This window comes from Geobacillus sp. GHH01, assembly GCF_000336445.1.
GTDB classification, from domain to species: Bacteria; Bacillota; Bacilli; order Bacillales; family Anoxybacillaceae; genus Geobacillus; species Geobacillus zalihae.
On sequence record NC_020210.1, the window covers coordinates 2658626 to 2682051 of the forward strand.

At 55.3% G+C, this 23426-nt stretch carries 26 protein-coding genes and 1 other annotated feature; of the genes, 2 read left to right on the forward strand and 24 right to left on the reverse strand.

The genetic code is table 11. The features are described from left to right. Window positions 1–75: 75 nt before the first annotated feature. From nadE to nadB, 6 genes are all read right to left on the reverse strand, one after another. The gene (nadE, locus tag GHH_RS13145) at window positions 76–816 is read right to left on the reverse strand and encodes an NAD(+) synthase (RefSeq protein ID WP_015375488.1); all 741 of its coding nucleotides are present in this window, start codon (window positions 814–816) and stop codon (window positions 76–78) included. 34 nt (window positions 817–850) lie between these two features. Further along, on the reverse strand, window positions 851–1795 hold the full coding sequence (locus GHH_RS13150) for a phosphotransferase (protein WP_015375489.1): 945 nt from the start codon (window positions 1793–1795) through the stop codon (window positions 851–853). Continuing rightward, entirely contained in the window at window positions 1779–3314 is a 1536-nt protein-coding gene (gene safA / locus GHH_RS13155; RefSeq protein WP_015375490.1) for a SafA/ExsA family spore coat assembly protein, read from the reverse strand. Before safA ends, GHH_RS13150 begins: the two co-directional genes overlap by 17 nt. Window positions 3315–3471: 157 nt before the next feature. Next, window positions 3472–4575, reverse strand: coding sequence for a quinolinate synthase NadA (gene nadA / locus GHH_RS13160; protein WP_015375491.1), 1104 nt, complete (start codon window positions 4573–4575; stop codon window positions 3472–3474). 14 nt (window positions 4576–4589) lie between these two features. Next, complete coding sequence (gene nadC / locus GHH_RS13165; protein ID WP_015375492.1) at window positions 4590–5420, reverse strand: carboxylating nicotinate-nucleotide diphosphorylase; 831 nt, start codon at window positions 5418–5420, stop codon at window positions 4590–4592. Window positions 5421–5448: 28 nt separating this feature from the next. After that, window positions 5449–7041 (reverse strand): L-aspartate oxidase, encoded by a 1593-nt coding sequence (gene nadB, locus GHH_RS13170; protein ID WP_201764076.1) that lies wholly within the window; start codon window positions 7039–7041, stop codon window positions 5449–5451. A gap of 69 nt (window positions 7042–7110) precedes the next feature. On the opposite strand from nadB, the gene GHH_RS13175 reads away from it, so the two are divergent. Both GHH_RS13175 and GHH_RS13180 read left to right on the forward strand, forming a co-directional pair. After that, complete coding sequence (locus GHH_RS13175) at window positions 7111–8235, forward strand: IscS subfamily cysteine desulfurase (protein WP_013524233.1); 1125 nt, start codon at window positions 7111–7113, stop codon at window positions 8233–8235. Window positions 8236–8250: 15 nt separating this feature from the next. Next, window positions 8251–8790 (forward strand): transcription repressor NadR, encoded by a 540-nt coding sequence (locus tag GHH_RS13180; protein WP_013144620.1) that lies wholly within the window; start codon window positions 8251–8253, stop codon window positions 8788–8790. Between the two features lie 108 nt (window positions 8791–8898). Here GHH_RS13180 and pheA read toward each other — a convergent pair whose 3' ends face one another. The 18 genes from pheA to GHH_RS13270 all read right to left on the reverse strand — a co-directional run bounded on the left by pheA (window position 8899) and on the right by GHH_RS13270 (window position 23416). Continuing rightward, window positions 8899–9747, reverse strand: a complete 849-nt coding sequence (pheA, locus tag GHH_RS13185; RefSeq protein ID WP_015375494.1) for a prephenate dehydratase — start codon at window positions 9745–9747, stop codon at window positions 8899–8901. A gap of 21 nt (window positions 9748–9768) precedes the next feature. Beyond that, the gene (locus GHH_RS13190; protein ID WP_011232081.1) at window positions 9769–10212 is read right to left on the reverse strand and encodes an ACT domain-containing protein; all 444 of its coding nucleotides are present in this window, start codon (window positions 10210–10212) and stop codon (window positions 9769–9771) included. A 16-nt stretch (window positions 10213–10228) separates the two neighbouring features. Further along, on the reverse strand, window positions 10229–11527 hold the full coding sequence (gene obgE / locus GHH_RS13195) for a GTPase ObgE (protein WP_011232082.1): 1299 nt from the start codon (window positions 11525–11527) through the stop codon (window positions 10229–10231). A gap of 238 nt (window positions 11528–11765) precedes the next feature. Then, complete coding sequence (locus tag GHH_RS13200; protein WP_015375495.1) at window positions 11766–12314, reverse strand: sporulation initiation phosphotransferase B; 549 nt, start codon at window positions 12312–12314, stop codon at window positions 11766–11768. 170 nt (window positions 12315–12484) lie between these two features. Then, window positions 12485–12775, reverse strand: a complete 291-nt coding sequence (gene rpmA, locus GHH_RS13205; protein WP_011232084.1) for a 50S ribosomal protein L27 — start codon at window positions 12773–12775, stop codon at window positions 12485–12487. 15 nt (window positions 12776–12790) lie between these two features. Continuing rightward, entirely contained in the window at window positions 12791–13120 is a 330-nt protein-coding gene (locus GHH_RS13210; RefSeq protein ID WP_015375496.1) for a ribosomal-processing cysteine protease Prp, read from the reverse strand. Window positions 13121–13122: 2 nt separating this feature from the next. Next, complete coding sequence (rplU, locus tag GHH_RS13215) at window positions 13123–13431, reverse strand: 50S ribosomal protein L21 (RefSeq protein ID WP_011232086.1); 309 nt, start codon at window positions 13429–13431, stop codon at window positions 13123–13125. A 14-nt stretch (window positions 13432–13445) separates the two neighbouring features. Then, window positions 13446–13525 (reverse strand) — a sequence feature (ribosomal protein L21 leader region). 374 nt (window positions 13526–13899) lie between these two features. Continuing rightward, window positions 13900–14760: a site-2 protease family protein gene (locus GHH_RS13220; protein WP_015375497.1), complete on the reverse strand. Its 861-nt coding sequence runs from the start codon at window positions 14758–14760 to the stop codon at window positions 13900–13902. Continuing rightward, on the reverse strand, window positions 14753–15520 hold the full coding sequence (locus GHH_RS13225) for a M23 family metallopeptidase (RefSeq protein ID WP_015375498.1): 768 nt from the start codon (window positions 15518–15520) through the stop codon (window positions 14753–14755). The genes GHH_RS13220 and GHH_RS13225 overlap by 8 nt, the downstream gene beginning before the upstream one ends. Window positions 15521–15779: 259 nt before the next feature. Further along, on the reverse strand, window positions 15780–16586 hold the full coding sequence (gene minD, locus GHH_RS13230) for a septum site-determining protein MinD (RefSeq protein WP_014196423.1): 807 nt from the start codon (window positions 16584–16586) through the stop codon (window positions 15780–15782). A 2-nt stretch (window positions 16587–16588) separates the two neighbouring features. Further along, the gene (minC, locus tag GHH_RS13235; RefSeq protein WP_013144614.1) at window positions 16589–17281 is read right to left on the reverse strand and encodes a septum site-determining protein MinC; all 693 of its coding nucleotides are present in this window, start codon (window positions 17279–17281) and stop codon (window positions 16589–16591) included. Between the two features lie 40 nt (window positions 17282–17321). Next, entirely contained in the window at window positions 17322–17840 is a 519-nt protein-coding gene (mreD, locus tag GHH_RS13240) for a rod shape-determining protein MreD (protein WP_015375499.1), read from the reverse strand. Further along, window positions 17837–18703 (reverse strand): rod shape-determining protein MreC, encoded by an 867-nt coding sequence (gene mreC / locus GHH_RS13245; RefSeq protein WP_015375500.1) that lies wholly within the window; start codon window positions 18701–18703, stop codon window positions 17837–17839. The genes mreD and mreC overlap by 4 nt, the downstream gene beginning before the upstream one ends. Before the next feature lie 19 nt (window positions 18704–18722). Further along, on the reverse strand, window positions 18723–19745 hold the full coding sequence (locus GHH_RS13250) for a rod shape-determining protein (protein ID WP_011232093.1): 1023 nt from the start codon (window positions 19743–19745) through the stop codon (window positions 18723–18725). Window positions 19746–19902: 157 nt separating this feature from the next. Continuing rightward, window positions 19903–20583 carry a DNA repair protein RadC gene (gene radC / locus GHH_RS13255; protein WP_015375501.1) on the reverse strand — a complete coding sequence of 227 codons (681 nt, stop codon included), beginning with the start codon at window positions 20581–20583 and terminating at the stop codon, window positions 19903–19905. Between the two features lie 135 nt (window positions 20584–20718). Further along, on the reverse strand, window positions 20719–21294 hold the full coding sequence (locus GHH_RS13260; RefSeq protein WP_015375502.1) for a nucleoside triphosphate pyrophosphatase: 576 nt from the start codon (window positions 21292–21294) through the stop codon (window positions 20719–20721). 428 nt (window positions 21295–21722) lie between these two features. Continuing rightward, on the reverse strand, window positions 21723–22838 hold the full coding sequence (locus GHH_RS13265) for a hypothetical protein (RefSeq protein WP_015375503.1): 1116 nt from the start codon (window positions 22836–22838) through the stop codon (window positions 21723–21725). Between the two features lie 116 nt (window positions 22839–22954). Beyond that, window positions 22955–23416 carry a type II secretion system protein gene (locus tag GHH_RS13270; protein WP_011232097.1) on the reverse strand — a complete coding sequence of 154 codons (462 nt, stop codon included), beginning with the start codon at window positions 23414–23416 and terminating at the stop codon, window positions 22955–22957. Window positions 23417–23426: the final 10 nt, after the last annotated feature.

The window sequence follows — 23426 nt, forward strand, 5'->3', positions numbered from 1 at the left end:
GAAGCCAGCCTTACGTTTAGCTTGCGGCAAACGCGGGGGGTTTATCGCTGTCAGTTCAACCCAACGAGGTGACAGCTAAAACTTCGGCGGCGCAATCGCCAACTGCCGTTTATGATGCGAACGTTCATGAAGCCGTTCAATAATGTTTCGATCGCGTTCTGGAATATCTTCCCCTTTTAAATATTTATCGATCATTTCATACGTCGTGCCCATTTCGCTTTCATCCGTCTGCCCTTCCCACAGTCCGGCGCTTGGAGCTTTCTTGATAATTTCTTCCGGGACGCCGAGCAGACGGCCCATTTCGCGCACTTCGCCTTTTGTAAAGTGAATGAGCGGCACTACATCGACTCCACCGTCACCGTATTTCGTAAAGTAGCCCGTATGCCATTCGGCGGCGTTGTCCGTACCGACGACGAGATAGCCGTAATTGTTGGCGACCGCATACAACGTCGTCATGCGCAAACGCGCCCTTGTATTCGCATCGCCGAGGCGCGCGCGCTCTTCGCTCCATTCCCCGATGGCTTTCAGCTCGGCCTCGACCGCGCCAAACAACGTCCGGTGCGCCTCGGTCAAATCGATGACCAAATGCCGGATGCCGCAGCTTTTCACCACTTTCAGCGCATCTTCCATATCTTTCGGATTGCTTTTGCAAGGCATGATCAGCCCCAGCGAATCGTCCGGAAAGGCACGCTTAATCAAATGGGCGACAACCGCCGAGTCGATGCCGCCGCTAATGCCGACGACCGCCCCGTTTAAACCGGCTGATGAGACTTGGTCACGCAACCATTGCACGAGTTTGTCAATTTTTTCTTGCATCCGTCCTCGACTCCTTTTCCAAAGATTCCATTCTTCATTGTAGCATAGCATAAAGGCGGCGGACAAACCGTTCTCTCCGCTTGCGGTCAAACACAAGGGGGCGGCGGCGCGCGGCGGCTGACCGCCATTCGCGAAACACATCAGCCGGAAATAAGAGCGCATGCAAAAACCAGCGTTTTTCCAACCAACGGCGAAGCGGAGCGAAACGGGCGAGTGTTGAATATGACCAACCGATATACGGCAAGAGGCGATTGGCGTATTGGCAATAGTCAAGCCCGGGCGAGGCAAGAGCGGCCGCGTCATAGTCGATGAGGTACATCTGGCCGGTTGTGGTGCGCAAAAAATTATGGGAGGCGACATCACCATGAATGATGGCAGCAGAATCCGCCGTCAACTCTGGAGCATGCTCGCGACACGTTGATAGACAGTAATCCGCCCAGCTCAGCGTAAATAAAATGTCTTCTTTGTCCATGATCGTTTCAACAACAGGCAAATGTCGGCAAAACTCCTCATAGCGGCGCCGCCATTTGTCATACAGCTGCGCACGCGGCAGCCCCATTGCCTCCTGCTTGCTGCTGGCGATGTTTGCCGTTATGGTATGGTAACGTTCGAGCAAATGAAGTCCGTCAGCGGCGTCAGCCCAAGCGGCAAACGAGATTGGACGCGCTCCGGCCACATATTCCGTCAGCAGCCAATAGCATCCGCCGGCTTCAACCACTCCTCCGCGCCCGACCGGCATAGGGGCCGGCGCGGCGGAAAAACCGGCCTTCCTTAATGCGGCAAGAAGCCAGGCGTGCCGCGCGGCCGCAACGGGAAAGCGATACGCTTTGGCGACAAACATTCCTTGCCGGGCGGCAATGGCGAAGACATGCGGTTTCAATGCCACAACTTGTTGAATAACAAGCCGATATTGGCGGTCAAGAAGAAAAAAGAGACGGCCGGCGGCGTCTCTTTTCACTTGGTTATTGTTCCTCGCCATGCCCGCTCTCCTCATCCGGCGGTTCGCTAAACAAACGGGGGCCGGCAACCGGCTGGGCGGATGATGGCGGGTAGGATGGCGGCGAGTATCCCGCTGGACTTGTCGGATAAACGACGCCTGGCCACGGAAGCGGCGGCGCTGACTGCGGCGCATATCCGTATGGAGCCGGCAGGGCGTACCCTCCATAGTACGGGGGCGGTGCATAGGCCGGCGCATACCCAAAAGGCGGATAGCCGGCAGGCGAAGTGTACGCCGCAGGCGGCGCATAAACTGGCGTTGCAGCGCCGGGCGTTGGGAAAACGCCCCCCGCCGGCGGGGCAAACGGGGCGGCAGCCCCAGGCCCAGAAAACGGCGGTTCTAATGATTCGCTGCTGCTTTCGTTAATGCCGGAAAACGGCGCTGAACCGTTTTCCGGACTTTCGCCGCTTTTCTCAACGGCCGGCGGCGCAGACGATGGCGGATAGGACGGCGTCATGACCGGAAGCGGCGGCGCGTAAAATCCGCTCCCCGGCCAAACTGGCGGCACTGGCGTACATCCTTGGTCAGTTCCAAATGTTGGGGCCGTCGGCGGGGCGACAGGAACATATGGAATGTTCGGCAGCGGCGGCGCGTCTTCGCTCTCAGCCGCCGATTCCCCTTTCCACTCAGCTGGGCTTTCATGATCCTCCTCTTTCATCATGTTGGGCAAAATATTGCTCGGCTTCGGCGGAATCGGCGGCACATTGGCCAGCGATTGAGCGAACGAAAGTTGAGGAGGCGGGACCACCGGCGGAATCGTATGCACAAGCGGCGGCACAGAGGCGCCTTTCGCTTTTGCCCCTTCTTTTGCCTCCGCTTTCGGCGCCTCACCCGCCGGTGCCTTTGGCGCTTCATTGATGGGCGCATTCGGCGTTTCGTTCACCGGTACGTTCGGCGCTTCATTCACCACTGCTTTTGGTGCCGCTTTTGGCGCTTTTTTCTCGACGGCCTTTGGCGCTTCGTTGACCACCGCTTTCGGCGCCTCACCCGCCGGTGCCTTTGGCGCTTCATTGATGGGCACATTTGGCGTTTCATTCACTGATACATTTGGCATTTCGTTCACCGGCACGTTCGGCGCTTCATTCACTGGCACATTCTCCGCCTTCTTCTCCGGCGCTTTCGGTGTTTCCTTTACGACTGCTTTGGGCGTTTTCTTTACCACTGCTTTCGGCGCCTCACCCGCCGGTTCGTTTACCGCTGCCTCGCCTTCCGGAACAGGGGCGACAGCAGTGTCAAGCTCGGTATCAATGTGGAATGAGACGAACGGTTTCGCCTCCGCGTACGGGTGCTCTTTTACGTGCATTTTTTTGGGTGACACAGGCGCTTTCGTCTCTTTTTTGACCGGCACTCCTGCTGTCGGCACTTTGATTTTCATTCCAGGCATAATCATATTCGGGTCGCTCAAATGCCCATTTATTTTTTTCAATTGTTCAAAATCCACTCCATATTTTTGGGCGATTTTCCAAAGGGTGTCGCCCTTTTGGACAATATGGATTTTCACTCCGTTCCCCTCCTAAACCGAGACTGTTTACGCTCGATCGAACCATGCTTGTTTCCCGTTATCGTCTTTCAACACAATGTATGACGATGATCGTTGATTTATGATAAAAAAATCCCTGACCGAACGAGGATCCCTCCTCGTCAAGCCAGGGAAAAAGCTAGGCAAGCGAAAGCATGCGGTCGAGCGCCTCTTTTGCCTCTGCGGCGATGTCTTTCGGAACGGTGATGCGATTGACGATCGCTCCTTGCTCAAGCGATTCGAGCGCCCAGACGAAATGCGGCAAATCAATTCGATTCATCGTTAAACACGGGCACATATATGGATTGAGAGAAACGATTTCTTTGTCTGGATGTTCATGCTTCAGCCGGTTCACCAAATTCATTTCCGTTCCAATCGCCCACTGGGTGCCGGGTGGAGCATTGCGGATCGTTTCAATAATGTATTTTGTCGAACCGGCGTAGTCTGCTTGCTGGACGACCTCCCAGCTGCATTCCGGATGGACGATGACATGGATTCCCGGCTTCATCCGTCGAATATGCTCGATTTGTCGCACGGTGAAGTTTTCATGCACGGAGCAATGTCCTTTCCAAAGAATGACTTTCACCTTGTCAAGATCGTCCGCCCCTTGGAGCGTCTCCTCATGCGGATCCCACACCGCCATCTCGTCAAGACGGATGCCGAGCGCATAGGCCGTATTTCTCCCTAAATGCTGATCCGGCAAAAAGAAAATCCGTTCATTCCGTGAAAACGCCCAAGCCATCATCTTTTTCGCGTTCGACGAGGTGACGGTCGCTCCGCCATGGCGGCCGACAAACGCTTTAATCGCCGCGGTCGAATTGACGTACACAAGCGGCACGATCGTCTCGCCAAACCGCTCAATAAGCGCCGCCCATGCCCGCTCGACTTGGAAAAGATCGGCCATATCGGCCATTGAACAGCCGGCGCGCAAGTCCGGCAAAATGACCGTTTGGTCGTCGCTCGTTAAAATATCGGCGGTTTCTGCCATAAAATGGACGCCGCAAAACACAATATATTCGGCTTCGCTGTTTTTTGCCGCGAGCTGGGCAAGCTGAAGCGAATCGCCGGTCGCATCGGCGAACTGAATGACCTCATCCTTTTGGTAGTGATGACCCGGGATGAAAAGGCGCCGGCCGAACCGTTCTTTCACCGCGCGGGCGCGTGCTTCGAGCTCGCTTCGTTCCATCGTTTTATACCATTCCGGCATCTCATCCAGCCGTTTCGACTGTTCAAGGACGTTCACGGTTCTCCCCTCCATTATCGCAAATTGAAACTCATATCGAGCGCCGGGGCGGAATGGGTTAAACATCCGAGCGAAATGTAGTCGACTCCGGTCGCGCCGTACGCCGCCACATTGGCGAGCGTAATTCCCCCCGACGCTTCCGTGATGATCGGCTTTGGCACAAGCCGGACGAACGCCCGCACCTCATCCGGCGTCCGGTTGTCAAACATAATGACATCCGCCCCGGCTTCGACCGCCTCGAGCACTTCGTCTTCCGTTTCGGTCTCTACTTCGATTTTCACCATATGCCCAAGCCGCTCCCGCACCGTTTTGACGGCGCGGGCGATCGATCCGCAAAAGGCGATATGGTTGTCTTTAATCATGACACCGTCGTACAGACCAAAGCGGTGATTATAGCCGCCGCCGCATGTGACGGCATATTTTTCAAGCATGCGCAGCCCCGGCGTCGTTTTCCGCGTGTCGCAAATGCGTGTGGAGCTATTGCCAAGCAAGTCAACGGCCTGTCGCGTCACGGTGGCAATGCCGCTTAACCGCTGCAGCAAGTTTAAAATGACGCGCTCACCGGACAACAGCGGCCCGACCGGGCCGGATGCGACGGCGATCGTTTCGCCGGCTTGGACCCGTTCGCCGTCCTGTTTCATGATGGTTACTTCGACGCGCGGATCCAGCAGCTGATAGCCCGCCGCAATCATGCCGACGCCGGCCACCACCCCATCGGCTTTGGCCATAAACATGCCTGATGCCCGTTCATGAGCCGGAAAAATCGTCTCGCTCGTCACATCGCCGTCGCCAATATCTTCAAGAAAAAACTGTCGCAACAGTTGTTCGAGCTTCAACCGGTTCATCTTTCATCCCTCCGTTTTCTTTGCCGCTTTACCTCCCAGCCCCAAGGCGGGCCCACTCTTCTTTCGTCCGCACGAGGCGCCGCCCCCGCCACTTTGGGCATTCACGCGGAAAATCGCTCCGGTAATGGCCGCCGCGGCTTTCCGTGCGCCCAAGCGCTGATGAAGCGACAAGCCAGCCCACTAGCAACATGTATCCTGTTTCAATCTCCTCTGCCGACAATCGTTCAAGGTCGCCATCCAGCCAATCCGGCAACGAAAACTGTTCCAACCAGTCGACCGCTTTGCGAAGCCGATCGCCGTTGCGGACGATGCCGACAAACGTTGACAGCTGTTCGCGAATGAGCGCCCGCTCTGGCAGCCGTGGTACAATCAAACGACGCGGGCTGGATGAATCCGCTCGGTGCACCGTTTCCGGCCACGCCGCCTGACGGCGGATGGCGCAGGCTGCACGGAATCCAAAGACGATCGCTTCAAGCAACGAGTTGCTCGCGAGCCGGTTGGCGCCGTGCACACCGGTGCACGCCGCTTCCCCGACGGCGTACAAGCCCGGAACCGTCGTCTGCCCCCACTCGTTGACGACAACGCCGCCCATTAAAAAATGGGCGCCCGGCGCGACAGGAAGGCGGCCGGCTTCAAGGTCGACTCCATAGGCCTCACATAGCGCGGCGATCGTCGGAAAGCGGCGGCGGAAGTGGGACACGCGGGAAATATTCAAATAGACGCGGCCGCCGCGATCGAGTTCCGCCGCGATCGCTCGGGCGACGATGTCGCGCGGAGCGAGATCGCGAAGCGGATGGACGCCGTCCATCAGCGGTCTTCCGTCTTCCGCCTCAAGCACCGCCCCTTCGCCGCGCACCGCTTCCGAGACGAGCCCGACCGCTTTTCCGCCGGCAACGAGCATCGTCGGATGAAATTGGATAAACTCCATATCCGCCACCGCCGCACCGGCGCGGTACGCCATGGCAATGCCGTCGCCAGTCGCCGTCGGCGCATTGGAAGTGAACGTATACAATCCGGCGCATCCACCGGTCGCCAACACGACGGCCGACGCCGGCCAAATGGACACCGAACCGTCTTCCCGCTTCGTTTTCACCCCGACGCAACGCCCCTCTTCCACAAGCAAATCAATCACCTGCTCGCCTTCTTCCATCCATACGCGTCCCTCGAGCCGCTCAAGCAAAAACGAAACGAGTGCTTTGCCCGTTTGATCGCCGCCGGCGTGCAAAATCCGGCGGTGGCTATGCCCGCCTTCAAGGCCGAAACAAAACCGGCCGCGTTCGTCCCGATCAAACGCCATGCCGGCGTTGATCCATTCTTGCAGCCGCCTCGGCCCTTCGCGGACAAGCCGTTCGACCATTCGTTCATCGTTATGAAAGCAGCCGGCGACCATCGTATCGCGGAAATGAGCGCGCCAATCGTCGCTCTCTGCCAGCGCCGCGGCCACCCCTCCTTGCGCCCGCCATGAATTGCTGTCGGTGCAACGTTTTTTTGTGAATATCATCACATGGTCGAGCTCAGATAAATGATACGCGACCGTTAACGCCGCCAGCCCGCTTCCGACGATAATCACGCCACCTTCCTTCACTCTCGGACGCCCCTTTCTTTTCAACTGTCTTGACATCTATATTTACACATATTTAAACTAATGGCAAGAGGTTTGGCGAAAAAAATGATGCAAAGGCGGGGGAATATGATTTATTTGGATTACGCGGCAACGACGCCAATGTGCCAAGAGGCGATCGCCGCTTACGCTGAAGCGGCGTCCGTTTACTTTGGCAACGAAAGCAGCTTGCATGACATCGGAACGAAAGCGAAACAACTGCTTGCCTTATGCCGGCGCGAACTCGCCGCCATGATTAACGGAGAAGCGGAAGGGATCTATTTCACAAGCGGCGGAACGGAAGCGAACGTGCTCGCGATCCGTTCGCTAGCTGCCGCCTACCGGCATAAGGGAAACCACCTGATCACGACCGAAATCGAGCATGCCTCGCTCCATCACCTGTTCAAACAGCTGGAAACAGAAGGATATACGGTCACGTATTTGCCCGTCGACCGATTCGGGCGCATTCGACTTGCCGATTTGGAGCGGGCGATCACGCCGAAGACAATCCTTGCTTCCATCCAGCACGCCAACTCGGAAATCGGCACGATTCAGCCGCTTGCCGACATCGGCCGCCTCCTGCGGGCGCACGGCGTCCTTTTTCATAGCGACTGCGTGCAAACTTTTGCTAAAATACAGCTAGATGTTCAAGAGATAGGACTAGACAGCCTATCCGTTTCCGCCCATAAAGTGTACGGTCCCAAAGGGGTCGGCGCTGTGTACATCAACCCGCGCCGGCATTGGAAGCCGGTATTCCCGGGAGCGACGCACGAATCAGGCTTTCGGCCGGGAACGGTCAACGTACCGGGTATTGCCGCCTTCATTACGGCCGCGCAGCAGCTCCATCGACGAATGGCGGACGAACAGTCGCGTTTGGAACGACTGCGGAATCGGTTGCTTCACGCCATCGCCGCCAAACAGCTGCCGGTGGCGGTGGAAGGCCATCCCGATTTCCGTCTTGCCCATATTATCGGTTTGTCCGTCGCTGGGTACGAAGGGCAGCTTGTGATGCTTGAATGCAACCGCGCCGGCATCGCCATTTCCACCGGCAGCGCCTGCCAAGTCGGGCTGCAAGCGCCGTCGCGGACGATGCTCGCCGTCGGGAAAACGCCTGAAGAAGCGAAGCAATTCATCCGCGTCTCATTGGGCGCGGCCACGACCGAAGCGGAGATCGACCAGTTCGTTTCCACATTGGAGCGACTTACATCGGCATGAAAGGAGGAATGGCAGGTGAAAGAGGAAAAGAAAATTTTAGGGGAAAGGCGGCGCCAGCTCATTTTGCAATGGTTGAAAGAAAGCGAAGCGCCGCTCACGGGGGCTGAGCTGGCAGCGAAAACGAACGTCAGCCGCCAAGTGATCGTCCAAGACATTTCACTGTTAAAGGCGCGCAACGAACCAATCATCGCCACAAGCCAAGGCTATTTGTATTTAAAGCCGGCTGAACCGGCCAAAACGTACACGAGGACGGTCGCCTGCTTCCATACGCCAGAACAGACGAAAGAAGAGTTGTATTTGCTCGTGGATTGCGGCGTGACAGTCAAGGACGTCAAAATCGAGCATCCGGTTTACGGCGATTTAACCGCCTCGATCATGGTGAGCAACCGCCTGGAAGTCGACCAATTCATCGCCAAAATCGAGGCGACAAAATCGTCGTATTTGTTGCAGCTGACGGACGGAACCCATTTGCATACGCTGGAAGCCGATTCACCAGTGAAGCTTGACGCCGCCTGCCGCGCCTTGAAACAAGCCGGCTTTCTCATCGAAGCGTAAACTGGACCTGGCCGAACATCGGTTCATTCCCTGCGGAATACTGCGCGGCGGGCCGTCTAAAAAGGAACAGGCGGACGGCAGCAGACCGCCCGCGTGTTTTTGTCTGTGTCAAGCAAAATAATATGGATAGCTGCCCAACAGCTGCACAGTGCAGCCGAGCGCCTCAATTTCCGCGATCGCCCCCGGGATGAGGACGTCATCCATCGGCGCGTCGATGTCAATAATAAAGAAATAATTTCCAAGGCCCGTTTTCGCTGGGCGCGATTCGATTTTCGTCAAGTTGAGCCGCCGCCAGGCAAACGCTGATAACACTTGATGGAGTGCGCCCGGACGGTCTTGCGGCAGCATGACGACCACGGTCGTCTTGTCGCCGGCATAAAGAGGCGAAGCAGGCGAAAGCGTCTCTTTGCGCCGGCTGACGACAATAAAGCGCGTATGGTTGTAATCGTAATCGTGGACGTTTTCCTGCACGATCACCAGCCCGTATTTTTCCGCCGCCAGCCGGTTGGCGATCGCCGCCGCCGGCAAGTGCGGATGCTCGCTCACAAATTTCGCGGCGGCGCTCGTTGACGTCATCGGCACTTGCTTCGCCCCTTTCAGCACCGTATGCAAAAACTTCCGGCATTGGGCAATGGCGTGCGAGTGGGAATACACTTCTTTCACTTCGCGCCAATGCGGGGTGAAATATGGGTGCACCATCAAATGTTGCTCGATGGGCACAACGATTTCGCCGATGATCGGCAACGGCTGTTCGTGAATTAAATAGTCGAGTGTCAAATTGACCGATCCTTCCAAGGCGTTCTCGAGCGGCACCACGGCCGCTTCAATCTCTCCGGCCGCCGCGGCGTCAATGCAATCGGGAATCGTGTCATACGGCTCCCGCGGCTGCGACGGAAAAAGAAGAGCAGCCGCCGCTTCGGTGAACGTCGCCTTCGGTCCTAAATAACCGATTTTCATCTCGTTTGCCTCTCCCTTGCTTTAATACACTCCCGAACCGACAATTTCCACTTTTTCGACAAATTCGAGCTGTTTGAGCTTAGCGAGGAGCTCATCAATCTCCTCGTTCATATCGTTTGTGCTGACCGACAGCGTCACGTTCGCCCTCCCTTGAAGCGGAATCGTTTGATGGATGGTCAGCACGTTGCAGCCGGCCGCCGCCACAACGCCAAGCAGCTGTGACAACGTTCCGGAGCGGTCTTCTAAATGGAAAAAGAGCGTGACGATGTTTTCTTTCGTCACCGCTTGGAACGGAAAAATGGCATCGCGGTATTTGTAAAACACACCGCGGCTGATGTTGGCGAGCTGCGCCGCCTCGGCAACCGAGGCGGCTTTTTTCCGCTCAAGCAGCTGTTTCGCGAGCACGACTTTCTTCATCGCTTCCGGCAGGACGTCTTCGCGCACCAAATAAAATTTTTTCTCCACCGCATCTTCCCCCGCTCTATTCATCCCAGTCGTCGACAAACTCGAACTCGTAATCAAGCAACCGGATCGTGTCTCCGTCTTTCGCGCCGCGCTCACGCAGCGCATCATCCACCCCCATCGCCTTCAGCTGGCGGGCGAAGCGGCGCACCGATTCTTCGCGCGAGAAATCCGTCATCTTAAACAACTTTTCAATTTTGTCGCCCGCCAAAATGAATGCTCCGTCGCTGGCGCGGGTGATCGTAAACGGCGGCTCCTCTTTTTCATATTTGTACACGACGCGCTGCACGGCCGGATCTTCCCGTTCATGAAGCGGGAATTCCGGCGTCGTTTCCAACAGGTCGGCGATGGCAAACAACAGCTCGCGCACTCCTTGTCTTGTCGCTGCAGAAATCGGAAAGACTGGCACCGCATCGCCGACTTTCTCTTTGAAGCGGCGCAAATTTTCTTCGGCGTTCGGCATGTCCATTTTATTGGCGGCAACAATTTGCGGCCGCTCGGTCAAGCGCAAATTGTACTGTTTCAGCTCTTCGTTGATGACGAGATAATCGTTGTACGGATCGCGCCCTTCGACCGCCGCCATGTCGATGACATGGACGATGACACGCGTCCGTTCAATATGGCGCAAAAACTGATGCCCGAGCCCGACCCCTTGATGGGCCCCTTCAATCAATCCCGGCAAGTCGGCCATCACAAAACTGCGCCCGTCTTCCGTTTCGACAACGCCCAAGTTCGGAACGAGCGTCGTAAAATGGTACTCGGCGATTTTCGGACGGGCTGCGGAGACGACCGACAGCAGCGTCGATTTGCCGACGCTTGGAAACCCGACCAGCCCGACGTCAGCGAGAAGCTTCAGCTCTAAAATGATGTTGCGCTCTTCGCCCGGTTCGCCGTTTTCCGCAATTTCCGGCGCTGGGTTGGACGCCGTCGCAAATCGGGTGTTGCCGCGCCCGCCGCGCCCGCCTTTGGCGACGACAAACCGCTGCCCCGCCTCGGTCAAATCGGCGAGCACTTCGTTCGTATCCGCATCGATGACAACGGTGCCTGGGGGCACTTTGACAATCAAGTCTTCCGCATTTTTGCCATGCTGGTTTTTCGACATGCCGTTTTCGCCGCGCGGCGCTTTAAAATGGCGCTGGTAGCGGAAATCCATCAACGTCCGCAGCCCTTCATCAACGACAAAGACGACATCGCCGCCTTTGCCGCCGTCTCCGCCGGCCGGCCCGCCTTTTGGGACGTATTTTTCCCGGCGGAACGCGACCATGCCGTTTCCGCCGTCCCCGCCTTTCACATAAATTTTCACCTGATCAACAAACATGGCTGTTCCTCCGATTCGCTTCCATCATGGTATCATGGCGAAATGAGTATGACTAATACTTATTATTGTATACAGAGTCGATTCCATGATGTCAATATGTACGCAAGCACCGGCCGTCTGCGGGCTGGCGGGACGGCTCAAGCCCAGCCGCCGCTTTTCGGTCCGATTGGATCGATCCGTTCGCACCTCTTAGGGCAAAATAAGCTTTGCCTTCCATTTTCCTTCGTCCAACCAATGGTCAAGATTCCGCCGCCAAAAGCTCAAGCTCCACCGTCAATTCGCCCTCGCCAACGGCAAACGACGCGAGCCGAAGCGGCGGTGATGGTTCGCAGCGCTTAAGCCAAGTGCGAATGGCTTCGCCATCTCGAAACGTGCCGCAATAATCCAAAAACAGCGCCGCCCGTCGGTCGGACAGCTCAATGGACAAACATAAATGGTTTTCTGTCCGCTCATCGGATTGCGCTTCAAGCAGGTGAAAAAATTGGCGGCACCATTCAGTCAGCTGCTCATCGCACCGCGACCAATCGGCTTCGCCGTCCGTGATTTCATACTCAAGAAAAAGCGGGCGCGGCTCCCAGTTATAAGTCATGACAAGCTCAGCGAACTGCTCGGCTTTCAAGTTCGTCAACCGTGTTTCCTGATGCATCTCGGCGATCATGTCTTCAATGATTTCCTGCACCCGTTCGATTTTATTGAGCGCCAAATGCCCTTTGATGAGCTGGATTTTGTTCAGCCAGTCATGGCGGGCATGGCGCATCACCTCAACGACAGTCCATCGCTTCTCCATCCAACGCTCCCCTATCCACTAAGCGTAGGCTCCCTGCCTCGCTTGGACTTCCGCCTCCATGGGGGAGGCATGTACTTTTACTATAACATTTTTTGACATTGAACGGGAACGATTTTTCTACGCCAAAAAGAAAAAACTCTAACCGAACGGTTAGAGTTTTTTCACATCGATTACGCTTCTTGGCTGACCGGGTAGACGCTGACGCGTTTGCGGTCGCGGCCGAGCCGCTCGAAGCGGACGATGCCGTCGATTTTCGCATACAGCGTATCGTCGCCGCCGCGGCCGACGTTCAAGCCCGGATGGACTTTCGTTCCGCGTTGACGGTACAAAATCGAACCGCTGGTGACGAATTGACCGTCAGCCCGTTTTGCGCCAAGACGTTTCGCGATCGAGTCGCGGCCGTTTTTCGTCGAACCGACCCCTTTTTTCGAAGCAAAAAATTGCAGGTCAAGTCTCAGCATGGCAGTCACCTCCCGCTAGATGGATGTCACGCGGATAAATGTTCCGTAATCGCGTTCGATCGTCTTTAGCGAAACGACCATCGCTTCCAACAACAACTGCACTTTCTCTGCCGCCGCTCCTTCCAGCTTTGGAAGCTCGCAGCGGAGATAGCCGCCGTCTTTGCCGAGCGAAACATGCGGGCTTACGCCAATAAGTGTCTCGATGGCGTTGATCGTGCCGAACGAGACCGCCGAAGCGCCGGCGCATACAATGTCCTGCCCGCGTTTCGCAAAATGGGCGTGCCCTTCCATCGTAAACGCGCGGATGCGGCCGTCCGCTTCCCGTTCAATCGTGACGCGGATCATCGTTACGCGTTGATTTTTTCGATGACGACTTTCGTGTACGGCTGACGGTGGCCTTGTTTGCGGCGATAGTTCTTTTTCGCTTTATATTTGAAGACGATAATTTTCTTTTGTCGGCCGTGTTTTTGCACTCTCGCCGTCACGGTTGCGCCTTCGACCGTCGGGTTGCCGATTTTCACCGTTTCCCCGCCGACGAACAGCACTTTGTCAAACGTGACCGTATCGCCTTCATTCGCATCCAATTTTTCGATGTAAATTTCTTGGCCTTCTTCGACTTTCAATTGTTTGCCGCCAGTTTCGATAATTGCGTACATGCATCGCACCTCCTTCATGGACTCAGACTCGCCAGCGCCAAGGCGGCCCAAGACGGAGCGCTTCATCGCCCGCGCTGAGCGGTTGTAGTGCGGGTGCGTCTTTTTGCGACAGCCGCCCTCTTTTGCCCTTGTTGGCAGGACAAAAAGTCTACAACGTCATCTATCGTAACATAGAAACGGCCGTCCGTCAACCGTCATCTTCGTCCCCCGGCGGGCGATGATGAAACGGTGCAAACGACTATATAGATGCCATTTGAAGCTTTCACATTTGCAGCTTTTACCGAGCATTGGATCGACTGTCGAGCGACCGAACAACGCCGCTTTCAGACCCATGTATGGGTCTGTGAAGCGAGCGGTCGTTCGGCCTCCCAAACCACAGGCTTGCCTCCGACAGTCAAAAACATAGATAAGCAACTTTTCCATCAAGGATATGTGAAACGTTTTTGTTGCATCTATCTATAGCCGCGATCAATAGATGAGAGCGCCAAGCGGCGCATCGGCTTGCTTTTCGGCAAAAAACGCATGCAGCAGCTCGTTTTCATCGAGCGTCGCCCGTTCGCGCCCGTCGCGAACGACGATGATCGCATGCTTTTGTCCGCGGTAAAATCGCTGCAGCACGGCCGAGATGCGTTCGTCCGCCGGCGCCGTAATCGTCCGCAGCTTTGTATAGCCGCCTTTGTTTCCATAATACCGCTCAAGCAAAAAGCGCATAACGACATACGGATGCTGCTTTTGCTCCTGCCAAAGAGCATGCGCCAAAAAGGCGGCGATCGCCCATAAATCAAGCTGGCGCGGCGCCAACACAAACAAAAGAACGACGCCGACAGCAAGCACGGCGGCCGATATGGCGACCGTGTTCCGGTGCGCTTCGCTGAACGGGCGGCGGTAGGACAGCAGCAAAAACAATAGCTTGCCTCCATCCAGCGGCCAGATCGGCAGCAAGTTCAAAGCGAAAATGGCCGCATTGTAGCGAAAAAAGAGCTCCCAGCTCCCGCCATCCATCATGCCGGCCTTCCACAAAAAAAACGCCGCCGCTGTGAGCCACAGATGCTGGGCCGGCCCGGCGAGCGTCACGATCCACTCCTCGCCAAACGGCCGGTTGCCGTGCTCTTCGACTTCCGCCACTCCGCCGAACGGCAGCAGCAAAATCCGCTTCACCCGCCATGCGAAAAACGCGGCTGCCGCCGCATGGCCGAGCTCATGAACGAGGACGATGAAAAACAACAGGCAAAGCTGCTTGAAATGGGCGGTAAGCACCGCGATACCGCCGATCAGCCATAACAGCGGGTGGACGTGCATCTTCCCGAGCAGCGCCATATACTTATTCAAAGGAGATCACCTGAATCGGATCGATAAATTCATCTCCTTGTTTAATCGCAAAATAAAACAGCCCTTTCTGTTTATTTGTCTCGCTCGCCTCGGCCGTGCCAACTTCCTGCCCCATTTCAACAAAGTCATACAATTTCACTGAAATGGCCCCCAAATGTCCGTACCACGTCTCCGTGCCGTCCGCATGTTGGATGATGACCGTTTTGCCAAGACGGTCTTTCGTACCGGCAAAGGTGACAATTCCTTCTTTCATCGCTTCCACTTTGGCTCCATTCTCGGTTTCGATCATCACTCCTTGCCCGTTTTGGTCAAAGCTCTCCAACACCCGGCCGGAAGCGGGCACAGCGTAGGAAGGCGCCGGTTTCGTCTTCGTTTCTTTTTGCGGTGCAAAAAAAGCGAGCGGCTCACCGAACGCTTTCTCATACCACGCTGAGACAGCCGCAAACTGAAACTCGGTTTCCATCGTCCGGGCAATAAACTGCCGCGCCGGCTCGAGGGAAGCGGACGGATGCCGGAACAAAATGGCCGTCACGAGCACGAGACAGGCAGCGATGAGTGTTTTGAATAAAAACCATTCTTTGCGGAACAACGGATGGGGAGCGGATTCAAACGAATAGCGGTCATACGTGACGACCGGCAGCCCGTACCGCTCCTCATCAGCGGCGCTCCATCTAGATTCTTTTGGAACCTGCCCCTTATATTGACGTTCCCTTCTTCGTTTTTCAATGCGTTTTTTCATCTCACGGACGCGTCGATCCATACGTCCCCCCTCCACCTTTCCAACAACGTTTGTACTAATTTATGAGACAACCTCATGGAATATGAACGAGCGTTTTTCGCCGCGCCTCGCCGAACACGTCCGCGAACAAATCCCTCAAACGGTTTCACACCAACGTTTCGGCTGAGCGCCGCAACCGATCGATACCATCTGCTTCCGTTGTTACAGATCAGGAATTCCAAACGGCACAACAATATGAATAAAAAAAGAAGGCCCATTCAACGGCCTTCTTGCGCCAACTTCATGATTTCAAACTAAATATTTTCCGAATCTTTGAAAACAGCCCCTTCTCCTCTTCCTCTAGCGGCGGCAGCGGCACCGACTCGCCGAGGATGCGGCGGGCAATGTTGCGGAAGGCGATCGACGCTTTGCTGTTTGGGTCCAGCACAATCGGCTCGCCGCGGTTCGACGCTTTGATCACGTTTTCATCGTCGGCGATAATGCCGAGCAACTCGATCGATAAATGCGAGATGATTTCGTCGACATCCAACATATCGCCGTTTTTCACCATATGGCTGCGAATGCGGTTGATGATGAGGCGCGGCGGTTTGACGTGCTCCTCCGCTTCAAGCAAGCCGATGATGCGGTCGGCGTCGCGGACCGCCGACACTTCCGGCGTCGTGACGACGATCGCTTCGTCCGCGCCGGCGACAGCGTTGCGATAGCCTTGTTCGATTCCAGCCGGACAGTCGATGAGCACATAATCGTATTCCTGTTTCAGCTCCTCAATGAGCTGTTTCATTTGCGCGGGGTTGACCGCCGACTTATCGCTCGTTTGCGCGGCCGGCAACAAATACAAATGGTTATCGAACCGCTTGTCTTTCACAAGCGCTTTTTGCACTGTGCAACGCCCTTCCACGACATCGACCAAATCATAAATAATTCGGTTCTCAAGCCCAAGCACGACATCGAGGTTGCGCAGCCCGATGTCGGTGTCGACAAGGCACACCCGCTTCCCTAGAATGGCGAGGGCCGTCCCAAGGTTCGCGGTCGTCGTCGTTTTGCCGACGCCGCCTTTTCCGGAAGTGATGACGATCGCTTCTCCCACGGTCACATTCTCCTTTCTAAGCGCGTCAAATTCGGCCGCAAATGCATCAGCAGCTGAAGGCGGTCGACAACAATTTGGTTATGCTCATCAATATAGGCGCATTCCATTTCATTTCCTTCATCCGTTTTCGAATCGGGCGCTCGGCTCATGATGTCGCCGATGCGCAGCTGCATCGGTTTCATGACCGATGCAGCGATGATCGCCTGTTTATTGCCGGCATACCCGGCATGGGCGATGCCGCGCAAGGCGCCGAGAATGAAAATGTTGCCTCCGGCAATGACCGTTCCGCCAGGGTTCACGTCGCCGATCAGCAGCAAATCCCCTTCGACATGAAGCACTTGTCCCGAACGGACAATGCGCGAAACGGGCACAATTTCCGTTTTTCTCATCCATTCTATCGCTTCTGCTTTCGACATGACATTGCTTTCGATCGAATCGACGACCAAATTTTTTGAACGGCGGATGAGCGCACGCACCTCTTCCTCTTGGGCAGGCGTCAAATAGCGGTTCCCAATTTTCAGATGAACAGAGACAAGGGGGCTGTCTGGCGCGACGCCAGCTTGTTTGACAAGCCGCTCCTCGATTTCTTTCAATAAATCGTCATACGAGCAGCGGTCGTCGAGATGCAGCGTCAGCCCATCTTTCGTCCCTTTAATCGTCACATACTGCTGCTTTTGTTTCGCCACAACGTTCACCCCAACGAATAATTCTACAAAACGGGCCGTTTTTCCTCTTTTATTCTTCCTGCTCAAACCGGCGAATTTTGGCCAATCGCCGTTCGAGCGGGTACGAAAAGACGAGCAAAAACGCGACGTTCAGAAGCAGCGTCGGCCATAGACGGCGGTCCCAAAAAACAGAAAACGACCAATCGGTCCGCCCGATCAACAGCTGGATGCCGTAGACATAACTGTCAAGCAGCACAATGGAAAGCAGCGACAAGAGCGATGCAACGAACCAGTTTTGGTGGAACCATTTCATCGCTTTGCCCGCCAAGTAGGCGATAAGCGTATAGGCAAACGCATAAACACCGAGCAGCTCTGTGTAGACGCAGTCATACAGAAAACCGAAGATGAACCCGTACCCCATCGCCCGCGTCCCGCCGAAATGCATCGCTGTGAACACGAGAAAAACAAGAAAAAACCGGGGAACAAAAAAATAGTGGACATACAAGTCGCCTTTTGGCCATACATCAACAAACAGGCTCTCACTCACAAAACATAACACCGCAAGGAAAGGGAGACGCCACTTGTTCACTTTGCCTCCTCCTTTTCCTGCAGTGCTGCATCGATGGTTCGTTTCACAATCATGACGTCGTCAATATCATACAAGTTGGCAAACGGCTTGACATAGACGACTTTCGTCAATCCGTATTGGTCCGGCTTGATCTCGGTCACCTCACCGATCGGCAGTCCTTTCGGAAACACGCCGCCAAGGCCGGAAGTCAACACTTTTTGCCTTTTTTCCACTTTGGCGTCAATCGGAATTTCTCCGAGCAGCAACTCGCGTCGCTTCTCATCGTAGCCTTCGATCAACCCAAACACGTTTTCCTTTCCTTGGATATAAGCGGAAATGCGGTTGTTTTGGTCAAGCGCGCTTAACAGCTGCACAGTGGACGTAAATTGGGAAGCGTGCTGCACCTTGCCGACAAGCCCCGCTGGGGTGATGACGGCCATATCTTTTTTCACGCCGTGTTGCTCGCCTTTGTTGATGATGATCGTTTCCCGCCAACGATCCGGGTTCCGCCCGATCACCGTCGCCTGAATCGAAACAAAATCACGCAAGCTCTCTTTTTTATCGAGCAACGCGCGCAGCCGTTCGTTTTCTTGCCGCAGCGCCTCGACCTCGGTCTCAAGCGCCGCATATTCCTCAAGTCTTGCCTTCAGCAGTTCGTTTTCCTTATATGTACGGCGAAGATCGCTCACATTTTCAAAGAAGCCCGCGACTTGCTGGGCGGGCTTCCCAAACAGAAGCTGAACAAAACCGACCGTATCTTTTACAAACTGCTCCGGCCACGTCAATTCTTCGCGGCTGCGCAGGGAAAAGCCGATCAACATGACAAGGATGACGATGCTGACGAGCAAAAAAATGAGACGCTTATTCCCAAAAAGCTGTGGCATGCGTCACACCTTCTTACCGTCAGCGATGGTCTCTCGCCTTGTTTTTAAACAAGTCGATGTGGTCGAGCGCTTTCCCGGTGCCAATGGCCACGCAATCAAGCGGATTTTCCGCGACGATGACCGGCATGTCCGTCTCTTTGCTGATGACCTTGTCCAAATTGCGCAACAAAGCGCCGCCGCCTGTCAGCACGATGCCGCGGTCCATAATGTCAGCCGCTAGCTCCGGCGGTGTTTTTTCGAGCGTGTTTTTCACCGACTCGACGATCGCATAGACCGTATCGTGCAGCGCCTCAGCCACTTCTTCGGCGCTGATTTCGATCGTTTTTGGCAGCCCAGTGAGCAAGTCGCGGCCGCGAATTTCCATGTTTCCGATTCCTTCCGGATTTCCGGCTGAGCCGATCTCGACTTTAATCGCCTCCGCCGTCCGTTCTCCGATCATCAAATTGTACGTTTTTCGGATGTATTGAATGATCGCCTCATCCATTTCATCGCCGGCGATGCGAATCGACTGGCTCGTCACGATGCCGCCGAGCGAAATCACGGCCACTTCAGTCGTACCGCCGCCGATGTCGACGACCATGCTCCCGGTCGGCTCCCACACCGGCAAATTGGCGCCGATCGCGGCCGCAAATGGTTCTTCAATCGTATAGGCATCGCGTGCTCCAGCCTGGCGAGTCGCATCGATGACCGCGCGCTCCTCCACGGCTGTGATGCCGTACGGCACGCATACCATCACATACGGCTTGCTGGCAAACAACCCTTTCGTTTTGACGGCCTTGCGAATGAAATATTTCATCATCGTCGCCGTCGTTTCATAATCAGCGATGACGCCGTCTTTCATCGGACGAAGCGCCACGATGTTGCCCGGCGTGCGCCCGATCATGTTTTTCGCTTCATTGCCGACGGCGACGATTTGCTTCGTGTCGCGCTGAATGGCGACAACCGACGGCTCGCGCAAAACGATCCCTTTTCCCTTCACATAAACGAGCGTATTCGCTGTTCCTAAATCAATCCCGAGATCTTTCGTCCCAATTCCAAACATATGATCGATCTTCCTTTCCGAAACGAAATGCATATGATTTTCTATTGACAACATGGATCGGATGTCAAGTCATTTATAAATTGTACAACACCGCCCGAACGGATTCGGAAAAACCCATAGTTGATATTATAACTGATTCGACAAAAAATGAGAACCGCTAGACGTAGCCTTTTTCTTTCAAACTGACGAATTTTTGATCGCCGATGATGAGGTGATCCAAGAGCTCGATGCCGATGATGCGGCCGCATTCCGCGAGCCGTTTCGTCACATCGATGTCTTCGCGGCTTGGAGTCGGATCGCCAGAAGGGTGGTTATGCACACAAATGACGGAGGCGGCGGAACGTTTGATCGCCTCTTTAAACACTTCGCGCGGATGGACAATCGAGGCGTTTAAACTGCCGATGAACACCGTTTTGCGGTAGATGACTTGATTTTTCGTATTTAAATAAATGGCGACAAAATGTTCTTGCGATAAAAAGCGCATATCTTCCATGACGTATTTCGCTCCGTCTTCCGGGCAGCGAATCACATAGCGGTCGGCGCAGCCGGACTGGTGGATGCGTCGGCCGAGCTCCAACGCCGCCAAAATTTGCACGGCTTTCGTCGGCCCGATCCCTTTGATGTTCGTCATTTCTTCGACCGTTGCGTCTTTGAGCGGTCTCAGCCCCTCAAAATGGCGAAGGAGACGCTGGGCGAGCTGCACGACCGACTCCTCCTTCGTGCCCGTGCGCAACAAAATGGCGATCAGTTCATGGTCGGATAAACTTTCCGGCCCTGATGACAGCAGCCGTTCACGCGGCCGACTGTCTTTCGGAACATCGCGGATCATCCACGCCATCATACTCCCCCTTTTTTGTTTTGCTTCATCGAAAGATGGAGAGGCTTGAACCGCCCCTCGGTACGACAGCAGAATCCGTTTGCGGGGGCGTTCTTTTGCCAAAAAGCGCCAGACGGCGGCCGCTTTTGCTTTGATCTATGCCGGCGGCCACCCGAGCCGGCGCAATTCCCTCACCGTCCGCGACAGCGGCAGGCCGACGACCGTCAAATAGTCGCCTTCGATCCGTTTGACAAACAGGGCAGCGCGGCCTTGGATGCCATACGCCCCCGCCTTGTCCATCGGCTCCCCGGTCGCAATATAGGCGGCGATTTCCTCGTCATCGAGCTCCCAAAACGTCACCGCTGTTTTTTCCGCAAACGAGGTGATGGACCCTTGAGGGAGTGCGATGGCGACACCGGTCCATACGTCATGCGTCCGCCCGGACAACTGACGCAGCATGGCGAATGCTTCTTCTTCCGTGCGCGGCTTCCCTAACAAGCGGCCATCGCACACAACGATCGTATCAGCGCCAAGAACATACGCGTCGGGAAAAGAGGACATCACCGCCTCCACTTTCCGGCGGGCAAGAAGTTGAACCGCTTCATCAGGGGGCGTTCCGGGGGGAATCGTCTCATCGGCATGGCTTTCCTGCACATCAAACGGCCAGCCGGCCAGCTCGAGGATCTGCCTTCGTCGAGGGGAGCGGGATGCAAGCACGAACCGTGGAGGCATCGCTCATTCTCCTTTCGCTCGTTTCGGTTCGGAAGATTCACTTGTATCGTAGCAAATTTTGCGGTGAAAGGCAATTTTCTGTATAGATGCAATTTGAAGCATGAACATTTGCAGATTTTACTAGGCATTTGATCGACTGTCGGGCGACCGAACAACGCCGCTTTCAGACCCATGTATGGGTCTGTGAAGCGGGTGGTTGTTCGGGCTTCCAAGCCACAGGCTTGCCTTCGACAGTCGAAAAATGGACAAACGTCTTTTCCGTCAAGGATATGTGAAACGTTTTCGTTGCCATCTATATAAGTTGAAATTTTGTTTTACATCCAGCCGATCACTCGCCACGTTATATCATAGTCGACTTGTATGGAGATAAATATAGAAACGAAAAATCGGAAATTCTTATGCAATAGGCAAAAAAAAAAACGGGGCTTCTAGCTCCCTAGCGGCACCAATTCGATATAAGCGGCGAGCGCCTCGAGCAGCTGTTGCTGGGCTTTGGCCAACAGCGCTTCATCCCGTCGCTCTTTGTATGCGGCAAGGGCGACATACGCCTGCTTCAGCGCTTCAACATACCGACCGACTGTTTTGTCGCTTGAAGCGTTGCTTTTTTCTAACGCGTCATACGCCTTTTGGAGCGCCTGCCAGTCATCTTCTCCTGCTTTCCTGCCGCCAAGCAAAGCCGCGGAGACCGCTGCCATGTTTTCATACAAAACCTCCCCTTTTTGGATGGCCTCCGACCGGCGCGCCGCCGCTTCGGCGGCAAACGACAGCTCTTTGACATACGTGCTTGGCACCCTTTGGCGGTATTGGTCGTTGACCGCCCGCAACGTTTCCTTATCCGCGCCGACGGCGATATAGAGCGCTGCCGGTTTTTGCCCCGCGACGACGACCGGCACGCCTGCTGTTTTGATCGATTCGGACGCCTGCTTGGCCGCCGCCGCATTCGAATAGACGCCAGCTTGAATGACCGCAATGGAAAACGGCGCTCGTACGACGCTTTCTCTTCCTTCTTCGCCCGCCGCTGTTTCAGGCTTTGTCAATTCCGTCATCGCTTCAGATGCCGGCGACGAAGCAGATTTTTCCTTCGGAATGATGCGCAGCACCGTCATGCCAAACGCCATACCGACCAACGCAGCGACCAACGCGGCGGCGAGCAGCGACTTGGCTTGAGCCGGCAGCCGCCATGTCCGACGTCTGGCGCTTTTCTTTTGTTGCATCGCCTCGGAAACGGAAATGACCCGTTCATCCGCCTCAAGGGCGGCCGCCTCTTCCCAACCCGTCGTTTCAACATCTTCTCGAACTTGCCCATCCTCCGTAAACCACAGGCCTGTTGATGGCTTGCCTGCGGATGGCCCGCCTTCTTGAAACGCGCTCACTTGGCGGCTGTCATCCGCCTCGTTTTCTGCTCGCTGTCCTTTCCCTAGATGGCTGTCCACCGGATATCCATCCGACTCCTCGGACGGCCGTCCTTCCGACGAACGCTCCACGGTAAATGGGCGGGGCTTGCCGTTGATATTCACCATAATGCGCATGCGCTGCTTGTCCATTTGGCCACCGTCCTTCTTCCTGCTTCGATTTCTTTCGCCTATCTTACCACAAACGGAAAAAAAAAGAACAAGACATTTGTCGTCTTGTCCCCGCTTCTGTTCTTCATTTTCCGACATCAACGGTTGCGAATCGCCTCGGTCCCCAGCGCTTCGACAGGAATCGGCTGCTCGCGCCCCTCATAGGTGCAAAGCTGCTTTGTCTCGCCTTTCAAGCAAACGGCGTAATCGATCCCGCCGTCTTCCCGCTTCGTGGCAAGCACGTACGATGGATTCGTTTCCGGCGGCAATACATTTCCGGTAAACGGATCTTCGATTGGATCCAGCAAACCGTTGCCCACCAATTCTCCATACGACAATATGGCAGAAGAACGGGCTGGCAAAAATTCCACTTTCTCGGCGCCGACATACAGCCGCGCCGCTTCATACAAGCCATAAGCATCCGAAACAAACGCCCGCTCGCGCGCCCGATCAATCACCGTCCACATGGCAAGACCGACGATCATCGCCACAATGCCGATGATCACCAACACAGCCAAAAGCTCAATGAGGGTCATCCCCCGCTTCATGCGAATGAGCATATCGGACTTC